At 71.6% G+C, this 16,342-nt stretch carries 12 protein-coding genes and 3 pseudogenes; 7 read left to right on the plus strand and 8 right to left on the minus strand.

What is annotated here, in order from left to right; translation table 11 throughout:
• Positions 1-8: 8 nt before the first annotated feature.
• The gene (locus AB0F89_RS21990; RefSeq protein ID WP_367127415.1) at positions 9-5,579 is read right to left on the minus strand and encodes a type I polyketide synthase; all 5,571 of its coding nucleotides are present in this window, start codon (positions 5,577-5,579) and stop codon (positions 9-11) included.
• 385 nt (positions 5,580-5,964) lie between these two features.
• Here AB0F89_RS21990 and AB0F89_RS21995 point away from each other — a divergent pair, with 385 nt between their 5' ends.
• From AB0F89_RS21995 to AB0F89_RS22005, 3 genes are all read left to right on the plus strand, one after another.
• Complete coding sequence (locus AB0F89_RS21995) at positions 5,965-6,597, plus strand: hypothetical protein (protein WP_367127417.1); 633 nt, start codon at positions 5,965-5,967, stop codon at positions 6,595-6,597.
• Between the two features lie 141 nt (positions 6,598-6,738).
• Positions 6,739-7,806: a helix-turn-helix domain-containing protein gene (locus AB0F89_RS22000; protein WP_367127419.1), complete on the plus strand. Its 1,068-nt coding sequence runs from the start codon at positions 6,739-6,741 to the stop codon at positions 7,804-7,806.
• A gap of 7 nt (positions 7,807-7,813) precedes the next feature.
• Positions 7,814-8,890 carry a hypothetical protein gene (locus AB0F89_RS22005; RefSeq protein WP_367127420.1) on the plus strand — a complete coding sequence of 359 codons (1,077 nt, stop codon included), beginning with the start codon at positions 7,814-7,816 and terminating at the stop codon, positions 8,888-8,890.
• Here AB0F89_RS22005 and AB0F89_RS22010 read toward each other — a convergent pair.
• Positions 8,887-9,498: a hypothetical protein gene (locus AB0F89_RS22010; protein ID WP_367127421.1), complete on the minus strand. Its 612-nt coding sequence runs from the start codon at positions 9,496-9,498 to the stop codon at positions 8,887-8,889. The two genes, AB0F89_RS22005 and AB0F89_RS22010, sit on opposite strands and share 4 nt — an antisense overlap.
• Before the next feature lie 467 nt (positions 9,499-9,965).
• Between AB0F89_RS22010 and AB0F89_RS22015 the strand changes: the two genes are divergently transcribed.
• Positions 9,966-10,247, plus strand: a complete 282-nt coding sequence (locus AB0F89_RS22015) for a hypothetical protein (protein ID WP_367127422.1) — start codon at positions 9,966-9,968, stop codon at positions 10,245-10,247.
• A gap of 112 nt (positions 10,248-10,359) precedes the next feature.
• Here the strand turns inward: AB0F89_RS22015 and AB0F89_RS22020 are convergent, their stop codons facing one another.
• The 4 genes and pseudogenes from AB0F89_RS22020 to AB0F89_RS22035 form a co-directional block, all read right to left on the minus strand.
• Positions 10,360-10,491 (minus strand): IS3 family transposase, encoded by a 132-nt coding sequence (locus AB0F89_RS22020; RefSeq protein ID WP_367127424.1) that lies wholly within the window; start codon positions 10,489-10,491, stop codon positions 10,360-10,362.
• A gap of 29 nt (positions 10,492-10,520) precedes the next feature.
• A pseudogene (locus tag AB0F89_RS22025) lies at positions 10,521-11,249 on the minus strand (IS3 family transposase); the annotation flags it as partial.
• A complete protein-coding gene (locus tag AB0F89_RS22030) occupies positions 11,246-11,446 on the minus strand; it encodes a transposase (protein WP_367127425.1) in 201 nt (66 codons plus the stop codon). The gene AB0F89_RS22030 and the pseudogene AB0F89_RS22025, both read right to left, overlap by 4 nt.
• Positions 11,447-11,601: 155 nt before the next feature.
• Complete coding sequence (locus tag AB0F89_RS22035; RefSeq protein ID WP_367127427.1) at positions 11,602-12,012, minus strand: hypothetical protein; 411 nt, start codon at positions 12,010-12,012, stop codon at positions 11,602-11,604.
• 293 nt (positions 12,013-12,305) lie between these two features.
• On the opposite strand from AB0F89_RS22035, the gene AB0F89_RS22040 reads away from it, so the two are divergent.
• Both AB0F89_RS22040 and AB0F89_RS22045 read left to right on the plus strand, forming a co-directional pair.
• Entirely contained in the window at positions 12,306-12,683 is a 378-nt protein-coding gene (locus tag AB0F89_RS22040) for a hypothetical protein (protein WP_367127429.1), read from the plus strand.
• A 29-nt stretch (positions 12,684-12,712) separates the two neighbouring features.
• On the plus strand, positions 12,713-14,992 hold the full coding sequence (locus tag AB0F89_RS22045) for an AAA family ATPase (RefSeq protein ID WP_367127431.1): 2,280 nt from the start codon (positions 12,713-12,715) through the stop codon (positions 14,990-14,992).
• A 235-nt stretch (positions 14,993-15,227) separates the two neighbouring features.
• Here AB0F89_RS22045 and AB0F89_RS22050 read toward each other — a convergent pair.
• Together AB0F89_RS22050 and AB0F89_RS22055 are read right to left on the minus strand one after the other, a co-directional pair.
• Positions 15,228-15,533: pseudogene (locus AB0F89_RS22050) on the minus strand (integrase core domain-containing protein); the annotation flags it as partial.
• A 57-nt stretch (positions 15,534-15,590) separates the two neighbouring features.
• Positions 15,591-15,975, minus strand: a pseudogene (locus AB0F89_RS22055) (transposase); the annotation flags it as partial.
• Positions 15,976-16,012: 37 nt separating this feature from the next.
• On the opposite strand from AB0F89_RS22055, the gene AB0F89_RS22060 reads away from it, so the two are divergent.
• Complete coding sequence (locus AB0F89_RS22060) at positions 16,013-16,285, plus strand: integrase core domain-containing protein (protein ID WP_367127432.1); 273 nt, start codon at positions 16,013-16,015, stop codon at positions 16,283-16,285.
• The last annotated feature ends 57 nt before the right edge of the window (positions 16,286-16,342 follow it).

Genomic DNA, 16,342 nt, shown 5'->3' on the forward strand with positions numbered 1-16,342 from the left:
GGAACTCCTCACCTGGTAACGCCCAGTTTGTTGTCGATCAGGTCGAAGATCTCGTCGTCGCCGGCGTCGGTGATCGGCGCGTCGTCGCCCGGACCGCCGTCCAGCCGCCGCAGCAGGTCGCGCAGCCGGGCGGCCAGCTCGCCGCGGACGTCGGCCGGCACGGCGGCGGCGTCGATCCGGGCCCGGAGCCGGTCCAGCTCGGCGACCAGCGGCGCGAGGTGGTCCGGCTCGCCCGGCGCCACGGCCGCCAGCAGGTGGTCGGCCAGCGCGAGCGGCGTCGGTCGGTCGAACACCAGCGTCGCCGGCAGCCGCAGGCCGGTGGCCGAGGCCAACCGGTTGCGCAGCTCGACGGCGGTCAGCGAGTCGAAGCCCAGGTCCTTGAACGGCCGGCCGGGGTCGACCCGCTCGCCCGGCCCGTACCCGAGCACCGCCGCGACGCAGCCGGCCACCACGTCCCGCACGACCCGCCGCCGGTCGGCCTCACCGAGCGGTGCGAGCCGTTCGGCCAAGGCCACGTCGGCGGGCGCGGTGGTGGCGCGGTCCGCCGCGTGCCGCAGCGGGCTCGCGTCGACCACGTCGCGGAGCACGTAGTCCAGCTCGCCGGACCGGGCCCGGCTGCGCAGCGCCCGCATGTCCAGCACGACCGGGGCCACCACCGCCAGGTCGGCGGCGAGCGCGTCGTCGAACGCCGCCAGCCCCTGCTCCGGGCTCAGCGGCGCGATGCCGGAGCCCGCGAACCGGGCGCGGTCGTGGTGGCCGAGCGCGCCCGCCATGCCGTCCGGCAGCTCCCACAGCCCCCAGGCCAGCGACGTGACCGGCAGCCCGGCCGCGCGGCGCACGTCCGCCAGCGCGTCCAGGAACGAGTTGGCCGCGCCGTAGTTGGCCTGGCCGGGGTTGCCCAGGATGCCGGAGACCGACGAGTAGAGCACGAACGCGCCCAGGTCCAGGTGCGCGGTCAGCTCGTGCAGGTGCCAGGCGGCGTCCACCTTCGGCCGCAGCACGGCGTGCACGCTGCGCGGGGTCAGCGCCCCGACGACCCCGCCGTCCACGACTCCGGCGGTGTGGATGACGGCCGTCAGCGGGTGCTCGGCCGGGACCGCCGCGAGCAGCGCGGCCACCTCGTCCCGGTCCGCCACGTCGCCGACCGCGACGCCGACGTCGGCGCCGTGCGCGGCCAGCTCGGCCACCAGCTCGGTCACCCCGGGCGCCTCCGCGCCGCGCCTGCTGACGAGCAGCAGGCGCCGGACCCCGTGCGCCTCGACCAGGTGACGCGCGGTGACCTCGGCCAACGCCCCGCTGCCGCCGGTGATCAGCACGGTGCCGCCGGGCGCGAAGACCGGTTCGGCGGTGGCCGGGTCCGGCGCGCCCGCCCGCACCAGCCGGTTCACCAGCACCTCGCCCGCCCGGATGACCAGCTGCGGTTCGGCGGTGCGCAGCACGGCGGGCACGGCCAGGTCGGACTCCGGCGTGCCGTCCAGGTCGAGCAGGGTCAACCGGCCGGGGTGCTCGGCCTGCGCGGTGCGGACGAGCCCCCAGACGGCCGCGCCCGCCAGGTCCGTCCTGGCCGGTCGGCCGCCCGCGCGCGGCGCCTGCGCGTTGGTGGTGACCACGACCAGGTGACTTCCGGCGAACCGGTCGTCGGCCAGCCAGTCCTGGAGTTCGCGCAGGACGCGTTCGACGGCGGTGTGGGTCGCGGTCGCCGGGTCCACGCCGTCGTCGGCAGCGGGGCAGGGCAGGAAGACCGTGTCCGGCACCGCGCCGGCGGTGAGCAGCGCGGCGACGTCGAGGTGGCGGGCAGGTGTGCCGAGGGCGGTCGCGAACGACGGTTCGGCATCGCCCAGCAGCGCCACTTGGTGGTCGGCGGGCAGCGAGTGGTGGTCGGGCAGTGGGTCGCGGTGGTCGGGCAGTGGGTTGCGCCGGCCGGCGGGCAGCGAGTGGTGGTCGGGCAGCCGGTCGCGCTCGCCGGTGGGCAGCGGGGTCCACGTCAGCTGGTACAGCACGCCGGGGTCCGGGCGCCGGGCGCGCAGCGCGGCCACGTCGACCGGCCGCAGGGTCAGCTCCTCCACCGAGAACACCTCCCGCCCCGCCAAGTCCGTCGCCCGCACCGCGAGGCTGTCCGGCCCGGTGGGCGTGAGGCGCACCCGCAGGCGCGTCGCCCCCGAAGCCCGCAGCTCGACCCCCGCCCAGCTGAACGGCATCGTCACCCGCCCCTCACCGGCGCCACCGACCAGCAGCGGGTGCAGCGCGGCGTCCAGCAGCGCCGGGTGGATCGCGTGCCCGGTCGCGGCCAGTCCGTCGGGCAGGACCACCTCGGCGTAGAGGTCCGCGCCGCCGCGCCACATCCCGGTCACCCCCCGGAACTCCGGCCCGTAGTCGTAACCGCGCTCGGCCAACAGGTCGTAGACCCCGTCGACCGGGACGGCGTCGGCCGGTGGCCACGGCTCGGCGGCGACCGGCTCGGGCCGGGAGCGGGCCAGCAGGCCGGTGGCGTGGCGCAGCCAGGGGAGCGGTTCCCCGTCGGCCCCGGGTTCGGGGCGGGTGTGGATGCCGAGCCGCCGCCGCCCGGTGTCGTCCTCGGGCTCGACGGTGACCTGGACCTGCACGGCGTCGTGCCCGGAGAGCACCAGCGGCGCGTGCAGGTCCAGCTCCTCGACCCGCGGGCAGCCGGTGCGCTCGCCGACGTGCAGCGCCAGGTCCACGAACGCGGACGCGGGCAGCACGGTGGTGTCGAACACCGAGTGCCCGGCCAGCCACGGCTGCGCGGCGGCCGAGATCCGGCCGGTGCGCACGTGGTGCCCGGACTCGGCGAGGTCGACGGCCGCGCCGAGCAGCGCGTGGCCGGCCGGGCCGATCCCCGCCGACAGCACGTCGCCGGTCCGCGCCACCCCGTCCAGCCAGAACCGGCGGCGCTCGAAGGCGTGCGTCGGCAGCTCCACCCGGCTCGTCCCGGGCAGCAGCGCCGGCCACGCCACCGCCGCACCGGCCACGTGCGCCCGGGCCGACGAGAGCAGCAGCCGGTCCCGGCCGCCTTCGTCGCGCCGCAGCGTCGGCACCGCGACCGCGGGCACGTCCGCGTCCTCGAACGTCTCGCCCAGCCCCACCACGAGCACGGGGTGCGGGCTCACCTCGACGAACGCCCGGAAGCCGTCGGCGAGCAGCGCGCGGGTGGTCCGCTCCAGCTCGACGGGCTCGCGCAGGTTGCGGAACCAGTAGCGGGCGTCCAGCTCGCGGGTGTCGACCGGCGTGCCGGTGACGGTGGAGTAGAACGCGGTGGCGGACGGTCGTGGCGCGACCGGCGCCAGGGCGTCGAGCAGTTCCCGGCGCAGCGAGTCGACCTGGGACGAGTGCGAGGCGTAGTCGACGGGCACCCGCCGGACCCGGACGCCGTCGAGGCCGCCCAGGAACGCCTCCAGCGGCGCGGTGGGCCCGGACACGACGGTGGACGTCGGCCCGTTGACGGCCGCCACGCTGACGTCGAGGTCGCCGATCCTGGCGCGCACCTCGCTCACCGGCAACGCGACGGACGCCATGCCGCCCGACCCGGCCAGCCCGGCGATGGCCCTGCTGCGCAGTGCCACGACCCGCGCGCCGTCCTCCAGGGACAACGCCCCGGCCGCGCACGCGGCGGCGATCTCGCCCTGGGAGTGGCCGACCACCGCGTCCGGCACGACGCCGCACGACCGCCAGACCTCGGCGAGCGACACCATCACCGCCCACAGGGCCGGTTGCACCACGTCCACCCGGTCCAGGTCGCCGTCGTGCAGCAGCACGTCCAGCAGGTCCCGGCCGAGGTGCGGGTCCAGCGCCCGCGCGCACTCGGTCAACCGGTCGCGGAACACCTCGGACGCGTCCCACAGCCCCCGCGCCATGCCCACCCACTGGGAACCCTGCCCCGGGAAGACGAACACCGCCTTCGCCCGGCCGGCCGGCGCCCGCCCCCGCACCAGACCGGCGGCCTCACGCCCCTCCGCGAGCGCCGCGAGGCCGTCGAGCAGGTCGTCCCGCCCACCGACGACCACGGCGCGGTGCTCGAACGTCGCACGCCCGGACACCAATTCGCGCGCGACGGCGGCGTGGTCGACGTCTGGCCGCTCGACCAGCCACCGCCGCAGGCGCTCGGCCTGGGCGCGCAGGCCACCCGCGCCGGGGGCGGAGAGCACCAGCGGCACGACGCCGTCGAACGGCTCGGTCACCTCGGCCGCGGGCGGTTCTTCGAGGATGACGTGGGCGTTGGTGCCGCTGATGCCGAACGACGACACGGCGGCTCGCCGCGGTCGTTCACCGGCGGGCCAGGACCGGGCCTCGGTGAGCAGCGAGACCGCGCCCGCGGACCAGTCGACCCGGGTCGACGGCCGGTCGACGTGCAGCGTGCGCGGCAGCACCCCGTGCCGCATGGCCATGACCATCTTGATGACGCCGCCGACACCGGCCGCCGCCTGCGCGTGCCCGATGTTGGACTTCAGCGACCCCAGCCACAGCGGTGTTTCGCGACCCTGGCCGTAGGTGGCCAACAACGCCTGCGCTTCGATCGGGTCGCCCAACCTCGTCCCGGTGCCGTGCGCCTCGACGGCGTCGACGTCGCCGGCCGAGAGTCCCGCGTTGTTCAGGGCCTGGCGGATGACGCGCTCCTGTGACGGCCCATTGGGCGCGGTGAGTCCGTTGGACGCGCCGTCCTGGTTGATGGCCGAACCCCGGATGACGGCGAGGATTCGATGCCCGTTGCGCTGGGCGTCGGACAGGCGTTCCAGCAGCAGGACACCGACGCCCTCAGCCCAACCGGTGCCGTCCGCCGCGTCCGAGAACGCCTTGCAGCGACCGTCCGGTGAAAGCCCGCGCTGACGGCTGAACTCGATGAACGTGTTGGGCGTGGACATCACGGCGACGCCACCGGCCAGCGCGAGCGAGCACTCGCCCCGTCGCAGCGACTGCGCGGCCAGGTGCAGCGCGACCAGCGACGACGAGCACGCCGTGTCCACCGAGACCGCCGGGCCTTCGAGCCCGAACGTGTAAGCGATCCGGCCCGACGCGACGCTGCCGAGGCTGCCGTTGGCGATGTAGCCCTCGAAGCCCTCCGGAGCGGGGGACAGGCGTGAGGCGTAGTCGTTGTACATCACGCCGACGAACGTGCCGGTGTCGCTGCCGCGCACCGAGTCCGGCGCGATGCCGGCCCGTTCGAACGCCTCCCACGTCGTCTCCAGCAGCAGGCGTTGCTGCGGGTCCATCGCCAGCGCCTCACGCGGGCTGAGCCCGAACAGGCCGTGGTCGAACCCGGCCGCGTCGGCCAGGAAACCCGCCTGCCGCACGTACGACCTCCCGACCGCGTCCGGGTCGTCGTCGAACAGCCCGTCGAGGTCCCAGCCCCGATCGCGCGGGAACGGGCCGACCGCGTCGACCTCGTCCGCGACCAGCCGCCACAGGTCCTCCGGGGTGGCCAGGCCACCGGGGTAGCGGCACGCCATCCCGACGACCGCGACGGGTTCGCGCTGCGCCGCTTCGAGCTCGCCGATCCGCCGCCGGGCCTGCCGCAGGTCCTGGGTGGCGCGCTTGAGGTAGTCGCGGAACTTGTCTTCGTTGCTCACCACGCGAGGTCGTCCCTTCACACCGGCGGGAGGTTGCGCCCATCGTTCGGCCTTTCCCTAATCCGCCCCTTATCGCCGGCTAAAGCGGTCGACTCGGATTTAGGTCGCCTTCACAAGGGGTTCGGACGATGGGCGCCTACCCGGCTCACCGGCACCCGGAAGGAATTCCACGACGACCGAACGGCCGGCCCGACTGGTGGACGACGGCACATTGGCGGTGCGGCCGGCCTGCTGCCCGACCGTGCCGGCCCGGCCACCGCCGGCCCCGCCCTGCACGGCGTGTTCGTGCCGGCCTGGTGCCTGCACCGCGGCGTGCTGCTCACCTGACCGTGGGCTCGCCCTTTACGGCCTGCTAATCGGCAGCCTCGCCACCACCGTCGGCGACGTGCTCGACAGCTCCGAGGCCCGCGAAGTTCTTCACCACCCTCGGTGGGGAGAAGGGCCTGCGGATGCCGTCTTGGCGGCGATATTCGCCCTCTTCGGCGTCCTCGCCTCCGCCTACGGCTTGCACACCGCCGCCCACCTGTCGACCGAGGAGACCACGTCCAGGCTCGACCCAGTCCTGGCCACCCCGACCACCCACACCCGGTGGGCCGCATCCCACCTCGTCGTCGCCTTCACCGGCACGGCGCTGCTGGTGCTCACCGCCGGCCTCGCTGCGGGCGTCGTCCACGCCACCCGCGCTGGCGACCCGTCCAAGTGGGCAGGCTCCTGGGTGCCGCCACGGTGCACGTCCCTGCCGTCTGCGTGCTCATCGACATCACCACCGCCTGCTGCGGCTTGGCCCCGACTGACCGCCGCGGCATGGGCGGCCCTGGCCGGTTCCCTGCTGCTGACCGAACTCGGCCCGCTGCTGGAGCTCGACCCGTGGCCGGTGGACCTCTTGCCCTTCGCCCATACCTCCAAGCTGCCCGGTGCGGCGTTTACCACCACCCCGGTGCTCGCCCTGCACACCACGGCGGCGGCGGTGCCGACCGCGGCCGGCCTGCTCGCCCTCCGCCGTCGCGACATCGCGTGACGCCTAGGAGCAGCTTCATGGCATTCCGGCATGTCACAGCGGTAGCGCTAAGCCTGAGGAATACTCTGGGAATATGATCATGTACTTCTGGTAGAGTATGTTGTGGTGTAGCGCACCAAGATCGACGTGCAGGGAGTGGGCTTGGGCGACATCGGGGCATCCGGGCAGATGATCGCGCTCGCCCGTGAGGCCAAGGGGTGGAGGCAGAGCGACCTGGCCCGCGCCGCCGGGATGGCGCAGGGATCGGTGTCGAAGGTCGAGCGCGGTCTGCTGGCACTGGACGAGGAGGGCCTGACCAAGGTCGCCGACGTGCTCGAAGTGCCAGGCTCCCTGCTGCGGGGCGATCACGAGCTGCACGGCATGGAGTCGACCTGCCTGCACAACCGGCGCAGGGCGAGCCGGATGCCGGTGGCCACACTCAAGCGGGTCGAAGGGCTGGCGCAACTCGTCGCCCTGTCCACCAAGCTGCTGCTGCAGCACGAGCCAGTGCCGGTGCTGGTGAGGCAACCGCCGGAGTCCTGCCTGGCCCCGCCGCAGGTCGCCCGCGCCCTGCGGCTCGCCTGGCGGGTTCCCTCCGGTCCGGTGGACGACCTGGTGGGCCTGCTGGAGCGGATGGGCGTGATCGTCGTGGTCCGAGGACTGGGCACGGACGCTCAGGACGCCGTCAGTCTGTGGCCCGCGGGGGCGGCCCCGGTGGTCCTGCTCAACACCGGACTGCCTCCCGATCGCGCGCGTTTCACCCTGGCGCACGAACTGGGGCACCTGGTGCTGCACGGGGTGCCGGGGGAGGGACAGGAGGACGAGGCCAACGCCTTCGCCGCCGAACTCCTCACCCCCGCCGACGCGATCCGCCCGGAGCTGGAAGGGCTGACCCTGCGCGACTTCGGCAGGCTCGCCCGCCTGAAGAGCCGCTGGAAGGTCTCCATGGCCGCGCTGATCCAGCGCGCCCACCAGCTGGACTGCATCAGCCCGTCGCAGTTCAAGTCCTTCCGGATCAAGCTCAACCAGTACGGCTGGGCCAAGCGCGAGCCGGGGGAGCTGGTCCCCGAGGTGCCCACGGCGCTGACCGCCGCGATCGAGAAGCACCTGGCCGACGGCCTCGGCGTCGAGGAGCTGGCGGAGCTCGCGCTCATGCGGCCAGAGCAGTTCAGGCGCCACTACCTGCCCGTCGACGAACCGCCGCGGCACGCGGCTACCCGGAACCTGTGAGGTGCCCATGACCGCGACCCACACCGACCTGGAGCACCGCCTTCGCGACACCCTGCTCATCCACACCGAAGCTGCCCGGTGGGACCTGGCCATCGAACGATCCGACCGCGACGGCGGCGGCATCGTCTTCCACGGCCACCCCGGCCTGACCTCGGCCGAGCACGTCCTGGCTCGCACCGCCTACCGCCGTCCGATCCTGCTCGACGCGGGCGCCTACGCGGGGGAGAAGCGCAAGTTCGCCTCCGAGCCCTTCGACGACAACTGGACCGGCCGCCAGCGCCGCCTCGGCCTGCCGGCCGTGCTCCCCGACGCCGGCTACGTCGCCGAGGACGACGAGCTCGGCCTCGTCAGCGTCCTGGCCCGCGTCCAGGACGCCGGCGGGAACACCGTCGCGCCCCTGGCACTGCACCGCAGCTGGCTCAAACCGGACCACGGCCTGCCCGCCCTGCTCGGTCACGTCGCCGACGCCGGGGTTCCCATCGCGGTCGCGCTGGAGCACGCCTACGACCCCTTGAGCGTCCGCTACGTCCTGGAAGGGCTCGTCGACCTGCTCGGCGTCGGCGTGCCCGTCATCGTGCTGCGCTGCGACGTCTCCGCGATCGGCGCGCTGTGCTTCGGCGCCCTTGCCGCGGCCGTCGGCACCAAGACCAGCCTGCGCCATCTCTACCCGATGACGGCCGGCGGTGGCGGTGGTGGGGCCACCGCGAGCCCGGCTGCCCTGGTGCGCGAGCTACTGTCCTACCTACGGCTGAGCCGGATCGACCAGGGTGTCGCCGCCGACTCCGACAACAGCCTCTGGCAGTGCGGCTGCGAGGTGTGCGGCGGTCAGGACCTGAGTTGGATCAACTCGACGTCCCGGCCCGAGCAGCTCGCCTACCTGCACTCCGTCGAAGTGCTCTACGACATCCGCCGCGACCTCTTCGAGGCGGCCACCACCGCCGAAGAACGACGCCGGACGTGGATCGCGCAGTGCGACGCGGCCGTCTTCCGTCACTTGGAGATCGACACCGAGAGCTTTGCGCCGACCCCGCAGAAGGTCCTCGGCAACTGGATCTCACTGCGCAACAGGGAGGCCAGCGCCTAACGACCGGTGCCCACCGGAGCGCGGTCCTCGGCGAGCAGCCTTTCGTACAGCACCTCGTTCAGCCAGCGCGACACCACCGTGGGCCGTGCCGTCGCCACCGGCCCGATCCGACCCGGACCCACCAGGCGGACTTCGCCGTCGGGTGACCGCCAGACCACCCCGACACCGCGCACCTGAGCGTTGAGCAGGCACTCCTCACCGGGAGCGCGCACCGTGTCGACGATCACCGCGGTCGAGCCGAACCCGCCGAACCTCGCGGCGGCCCGCAACGACCGCTGCCACCGCGAGCCCTGAGCCAACACACCGCCTAACCGCACCGCAGGCTTCGGCGCGGAGTCCTTGTACTCAGGCCATGACCACATCGCCACCGCGGTGCGGTCCACCACCGGCCCCGCGCTGGCGGCGCACCGCGCGGCGTGCACCTCGTGGTCCAGTTCGACGAACACCGACACCACGTCTTCGAACAGGCGCAACCGCGGCAGCACCGCGCCGCTCCACCCCAACTCCACGGCTGCGGCTTCGAGCAGCGCGACATCCGACGAGCCATCTTCCGGGCGGCCGTGTCGCGATCCGGCGATGTGTCCGCAGGACTGGTCCGCCTCGATCACGCATCCCCTGTTTCGTCCGTGGTGTCATCAGTCGCGGTGCGTCCTCGGGAGTAACGCTGCTTCACCGCTCGGGCGGAAAGGATACGCACTTCCGGTCGCAGTCCGCCGACCGCCTCGAAGTACACCTGCTCACCAGGGACCAGCCCCAGCAGGCGCATCAGCGGCCCCGGGATCGCGACCTGGTCCCGCTGACCTCTACGAGGGCAACCACACGCGTCAAGGGGGCAGGCGCCCCCTTGACACGTGCGCTTCGGAGAGCCAGGTCGGCGGGATGACACGAAGCCCTCTGTTGGATAAGCGTGAAGGTGCGGCTTCAACGTCAGCCCACCACACCGGTTAGCGGGTCAACGTTCCGAGATGCAGCACTGGAGATCCGTCTGAGCATGAGGTCTGTACGCAGTGTTACGAAGCTGTTACGTTGAGCTCGCTGGAGGAGAGGCTCCTCTGGAGGCACGAAGGGGAATCACATGTCACGTGCACTCCGCCAGACCATCACCGCCGGGGCACTAGCGCTCGGCCTGCTCGGAGGGGCCGCTGGCACAGCCCAGGCCCTCACGCCGATCGGCACCTCCTCGCCAAGCAACACAGCGGCCAACACGGCGATGGCCCACGTCGTCGTGGTGGGCTCCTACACCTACGACCGCTGCCACTACTTGGGTAAGCAGTATCTCCAGCAGGGCGCCTATCACTACTCCTGCACCCACGAAGGGGGGACCTACGGCTGGAAGCTGAGGGCCTACTACGACTGACTGCGGCTATCTCATGCTCGACATGGGAGGACCAGCCTGGACCGTCAGCCCACCACACCGACTAACGGGTCTGGGGTTGATCCGTTTTGACGGACAGGGTCGATGAGTGTGGTCAGGCTACCCGGTCCGCCGGGTGGTGTCGGGTTGCTTCGTAGGTGGCTGGGCTGAGGTAGCCGAGGCTGGAGTGCAGGCGGCGGGTGTTGAACCAACCCTCGATGTACTCGAAGATCGCCTTGTGCGCCATGGTCCTGGTGGGCCGTGGTCGCGGTCGAGCAGTTCGGTCTTGATGGTGGCGAAGAAGGATTCCGCGACGGCGTTGTCCCGGCACTGGCCCTTGCGTCCCACCGACAAACGCACGCCCAAGCCGTCGGCGAGGGCGCCGAACCGGGCGGACGTGCATTGACAGCCCCTGTCGGAGTGAAAGATCAATCCCGGTTCGGGGCGCCGTAGCCGCACGGCGTTGTCCAGGGCCTGGGCGACCAGGTCGGTGCGCAGGTGGTTGGCGGTGGCCCACCCGACCACGCGCCGTGAGGCGATGTCGATCACCGTGGCCAGGTGGAGCCACCCCTCCCAGGTGTGGACGTAGGTGATGTCGCCGCACCGGCGGCTGTCGATCTCCGCTGCGGCGCACGAGAAGTCGCGTCGGATCAGGTCGGCCGGGACGGTCGCGGCGGGATCGGGGACGGTCGTGGTGCGCCACCGTTTCGGTGCACGACCCGCCCTTCCGGACTCCCTCAGGAGCCGGGCGACACGTTTGCGGGAATGCCGCCGTCCCCGAGCCCGCAGCTCGGCGTGCACCCGCGGCGCCCCGTAGGTGCCCTTGGACTCGTCGTGGATCGCGACAATCTCGCCGGTCAGGTCGGCTTCCTGCCGTGCGCGGGCGGAAGGCACACCGGTGCGGTGGGCGTAGTAGGCGGACCGGGAGACCTCCAGCAGCTCGCATGCCCGATGGGCGTTGCCGCCGCCCGCTCGCTCCGCCTCGATGAACGGATACACGTTCACCGGATCTCCTTGGCGAAGAAAGCCGTGGCACGCCGGAGGATCTCCACGTCCTCGGTCAGCCGGCGGTTCTCCCGCCGCAACCGGGCCAACTCCTCGCGTTCATCGGTGGTCACCCCGTCGGTGCGGGTACCCGCGTCGCGCTCGGCCTTGAACTCCGGGGCGAACGACCGACGGGGCCGCCGCTTCTTCCTGCCCATGGACTCCATGATGGGACATCCCTCCGGGGACCTACGCCCCCTGATCTCAGATGTCCGTCAAAGCGGGACAAGCCCAGGGGACACCTGACCCGCTGGTGGCGACAGGTCAGGCGCCGATTCCGGGTTGTCCAGGGCTCGTGAGCGTCACGGCCCGATCAGCTGAAGTGGTTGGTCTGAACGTTGCTGTCGCCTATCTGCACGCCCTTGTTGCCATTCAGTAGAACCCGGTACTTACCTGCCTGGCTCCCGGCGGGATCACTCAGTTCCAGCACCTTGAGCGCTGCAGCCAGCAGTTGCTCATCCTCCCCGGCATCCGCCGCGGTCAACGCGGCTGCCAGTTCGCGTCTCTGCTCGGTTCCGTTCTCGTCGTCAACCGCCGTGACCGCGTCGCTCTCCACCACCGCCACCACCGCAGGCGGCACCGACCCCGCACGGCGCAGCACACGCAGAGCCAACGTCTTCACCGCCGAGTACGCGTCCCTCACCGCGGCCGACGCCGTCTCACCGGCACCGGCAGCCGCACCGGCAGCCAACGCTGCGACTACAAGCTCCACCGACTCGATCACACCCAACCCCTCCCCTGAGCCGCCTCACCGATCGCCGCCAGTATCCGCCGAGCCGCCTACACTGCTACAACCACCGACCTCGCTCACGAGAACGATCTCTCACGTGATCGATCCAGGCCGCAGAGATGTTTCTTGCTGTAATCGCCTGTTCTGCAGGACGGCCAGCGAGACGGACCCCTGCGTCGACCCTGTGGAAGCAGGGGTTTGACGAGTAGTGACCTCGACAGAACAGCCTGGTCGAACATCGGTTTTCCCGGGCACACTGGAGCCTTGTCGGAGCACTGGGAGGCGCGATGCTCAGAGATCCGCCGGTCAGGCCGGCCGCGGCCGTGGCAGCCGAGGCGAAGGACACCGCCTCACTGGCGGTGGAAGACCCCTGCGCCGATCTGGCCGACGGGGCGCGCCGACGATTCGGCGCGAGATTTGCCGAGCAACCGGAGCAGGCCGGGCAGGATGATGCCCCGCCGGACGAGGAACAGCGGACCCGGGACGAACTGGGCCGGCCCGATGACGGGATGGCACTCGGGTCGGACGACGGGTTGTTCGCCGTCGCTCGCTCGCCGCTCGACCGCGCTGGTGGCACGTTCATGGTTGATGTCGGCGAGTCGCAGGGGGTGCGGGTCGGCGCCGGCACCTCGACATCGGATCTCGGTCCGCGCCCGGCGCGGTGACCAGGTCCGCCGATGGTCCGAACCGGTCGGTGGTCGACGTCCGGTTCGGGCAGGGCGTGCAAGTCGGCGACCACAACACGCAGCACATCCACCTGTCGGCCGCCGCCGGGAGCAGTGCGGTGGTCACCGCGATCCACGCTGAGCCCGGCGTTGGCGTGTTCGTGGGCCGGGGGCCGGACCTTGCGCGGCTGGCTGCGGTCCTGGCTCCCGATTCTCCCGGTCCGCGCGCTGGCGTCGTCGTACAGGGGATGGGTGGGATCGGCAAGACCGCGCTCGTCCGGCGCGCTGCGGCGGACGCGGTGGGTAAGGGCTGGTTTCGCGGTGGCGCGGTGTTCGTGGACCTGCGCGGGTACGACCTCCTCGTGGCGAACCGGGTGCGGCCAGGGCAGGTGTTCGCGGCGGTGTTGCGGGCACTGGGGGTACCGGCCGAGGGAATCCCGGCGGACGCCGCTCAGCAGCCTGCCGCCTACCACGCGCATCTCGACGTGTTGGCCGCGCGTGCCCACCGGGTGCTGGTGGTGCTGGACAATGCGGCGGACCCCGACCAGGTCCGGGATTTGCTTCCCACGCCTATGGCCGCGCGTGCCCACCGGGTGCTGATCACGTCCCGCGACACCGTGCCGCTGCCCGGCGTCGGGCGGGTGGACCTGGGGGTGCTGTCGCCGGCCGAAGCGACGAAACTGGTGCGGGCGGTGCTGGACCAGGGTGCCCGGGACCGGGGCGAGCCGGCCGATCCGCGGCTCGCGGCCGAGGCCGGTGCGGTGACGGAGGTGCTGCGGTGGTGCGGTCGGCTGCCCCAGGCGTTGGTGATCGCCGCTGGTGTCCTGGCCGAGGAACCGGACCTGACCATCGAAGAGCTCGTCGCCGACCTGGCTGACTCGCGAACCCGGCTGACTGTGCTGGACGACGGTGGCGGCGGCGTGCCCACCGCATTCCTGGCGTCTTGGCAGCGGCTGCGCACCCACGACCCGGAGGCCGCCCGGTTGCTCTGCCTGCTGACCATCGCGCCCGGCCCGGACACCGGCCTGCCCGCCGCCGCGGCGGTGCTGGACGCGGATGAGACGGTGGCGCGAACACGGTTGCGCGTGCTGACCCGCGCCCACCTGCTACTGGGCGGCCCGCGGCGCTGGGAGTTCCATGACCTGCTGAGGCTCGCCGTCACCCGGTACGCCGTCGCCGACCTGGGGCTTGCAGAGACCGACCTGGCCACGGCGACCGACCGGGTGCTCGACCACTACCTCGGCATCACGCGGGCAGCACTGGAGTGGATGGTGACGATTCGCTCGCACGCGCCGGCGCCGACGGAAAACCCCTTCGACGATTGGGACAGTGCACTGGCCTGGCTGAACGCGGAACGAGCGTGCTTGGTCGCCGCGGTGGCCGTGGCCGCCGAGACCTCGCGGGACGTGCTGGCGGTGGACCTGGCCACCGTTCTGAGCGGCTTCCTGTCCTGGCAGGGTCACGTGGCCGACTGGGTCGCCGTCGCGGAGATCGCTGACCGGGCGGTTCGACGGTTGGGTGACCCGCAGGGGACTGTGCGGGCGATCGTGAACCTGGGAGCCGCTCTGATCGAGGCCGGCCGGTTCCAGGAGGCCCTCAGCAACCTGAACACCGCCCGGTTGGCCGGGCGCATCCTCCTCGACAGCCTGGACGTCGAAGGGCGGGTGTGGGACGACCTGGGGCTGGCGCTGCAGGGAATGGGAGACTTCGCCGGAGCCGTGACTCAGCACCACTACGCGATCGAACTGTTCCAGGAACTCGGCGACCGCCGCAGCGAGGCGGCGGCGTGGAGTAATGCGGGCAACGCGCTCCAGCACCTGGGTGATCAGGTGCGAGCCGTCTATGCGCACACCACTGCGGTCGAGATCTTCCGGGACATCGGCGACCGGCTCCACGAAGCGATGGCGCGAGGCAACTTGGCAATCGCCCTACACGGAACTGGCGGGCGGCGTGAAGCGATCGACATCTTCCTGGCCGTCCGTGCCACCTTCGAGGAATGCGGTGACCGGCGCAGCGAAGGGCAGACGTGGTGCAACCTGGGCGTGGTGTTCGACCAGGCGGGCTGGTTCGCCGACGCCGTGACAGCATTCGTCGCCGCTGCCGGGACTTTCGCGAAGACCGGCGACCGGAGAGCCGAAGTTCGGGTGTGGCGCGAGCTGGAACGCATCTACGCGGCCGCTGAACGGCCCGACGATGTCCGCTTCGCCGCAGAGCAGGCGGGCCCGGCGATCGAGGCCGATGGATCCGTGCCGACCCAGTCGTTGCACGGATGGCGAATCCGCGCAACCCTCGACAACGAGCTGCGGTGACAAACGCAACTGCCGCATCCTGCACACAATACCCGGCGATAGGGGGCGGAAGTGCACCCATGGTCTCCGACAAGTCCTTCTGTGCCGCCCGAGACTTTTCAGAATTAACACAAATATCGCCCCGGCAGTTCCGCGGCACCTGTCACACCTGCCATCCGTAACGTTGATGAAGGCCGGTGTGGTGCACAGATTCGTGTGAAGGTCGGGGGCTTCACTCTGGATTTTGGACATGGGGTTATGCGGTGTAGGTCAGCGTAGCCGGTGTTGGCAGCAGGCTGTCCTCGTAGTCGATCGGGAAGGTCTGGCCGAGGTGGGAGTGGCGGCGTCGGGTGTTTGTAGCGGTGCGCCCAGCCGAACGCCGCCAGCCGTGCTTCCCTCTCGGTTTCCCAATTCTGGGCGCCTTGTAGTGTCTTGCGTTTGAAGGAGGCCTTGAGGCTTTCGGCGGCGGCGTTGTCCGCGGAGCTGCCCATCGCACCCGTGGACCGGCGTGCAGGGCGTCAACAATCAGGTCGACACGCATGTGATCGGCCGTGGCCCAGCCGACCGATCAGGGGTCAAACGAGCGGTGTGGCTCGAGGTCGAAAAGGGTCAGCGGCGTTCTGCCGGTCGGGTCCAGGCTCGTCACCGCGAGGTAGACGCATTTGAGCGCGGTCTGCTCGTCGGGGAAGTGGCCTCTGGCCTTGACCGCGCGGCGGATGCGGGCGTTGACGCTCTCGATGGCGTTGGTCGAGCAGGTCACCCGCCGGATTTCGAACGTCGAAGGCCGGGAAGGGCACGAACTCGGCTCAGGCGTTGTCCCGGAGCCTGGTGATGGCCGGATAGCGGTTGCCCCACGTGTCGGCGACCTCGGCGAACCGCTCCTTGGCTGCGGCTTCGGTCGGGGCGGTGTAGACGGGTCTGAGGGCCTTGGCGACGGCGTCCCAGTGCCGGCGGCCGGCGTAGCGGAAGCTGTTGCGCAGCAGGTGCACGATGCAGGTCTGCACGATCGTGCGCGGCCTCAGCGGTGTCCGCATCCCGCGGATGAACGCGATCACGGAACGCTGGATCCGCAGCTGCCGCCACGAACTCCTCGACCGCACCCTCCTCATCTGGAACCAACAGCACCTGCTCCACGCACTACGCGAGTACGAGAAGTTCTACAACACCCACCGACCCCACCAAGGCATCCACAACGCACGACCACTACGCGCCCCACCACCGCCCACCACCGACCAAGCAGCGCTCACCCACCTCGGCATCCGCCGACGACAGCGGCTGGGTGGCACCCTCAACGAGTACTACCACGCCGCCTGAGCTGCACGGACGATGTTTTCGGCAGGCACAAGGGTCGGCCGCGGACCTGCGTGCGCA

It is taken from the genome of Saccharothrix sp. HUAS TT1, assembly GCF_040744945.1.
GTDB lineage: Bacteria > Actinomycetota > Actinomycetes > Mycobacteriales > Pseudonocardiaceae > Actinosynnema.

What these genes read in the sequence shown, in the direction of transcription:
- AB0F89_RS22005 (WP_367127420.1), top strand. Translation starts at nt 7,814, where the DNA reads ATGACCGCGACCCACACCGACCTGGAGCACCGCCTTCGCGACACCCTG.
- AB0F89_RS22015 (WP_367127422.1), top strand. Translation starts at nt 9,966, where the DNA reads ATGTCACGTGCACTCCGCCAGACCATCACCGCCGGGGCACTAGCGCTC.
- AB0F89_RS22020 (WP_367127424.1), bottom strand. Translation starts at nt 10,491, where the DNA reads ATGGCGCACAAGGCGATCTTCGAGTACATCGAGGGTTGGTTCAACACC.
- AB0F89_RS22030 (WP_367127425.1), bottom strand. Translation starts at nt 11,446, where the DNA reads ATGGGCAGGAAGAAGCGGCGGCCCCGTCGGTCGTTCGCCCCGGAGTTC.
- AB0F89_RS22040 (WP_367127429.1), top strand. Translation starts at nt 12,306, where the DNA reads ATGCTCAGAGATCCGCCGGTCAGGCCGGCCGCGGCCGTGGCAGCCGAG.
- AB0F89_RS22060 (WP_367127432.1), top strand. Translation starts at nt 16,013, where the DNA reads ATGAACGCGATCACGGAACGCTGGATCCGCAGCTGCCGCCACGAACTC.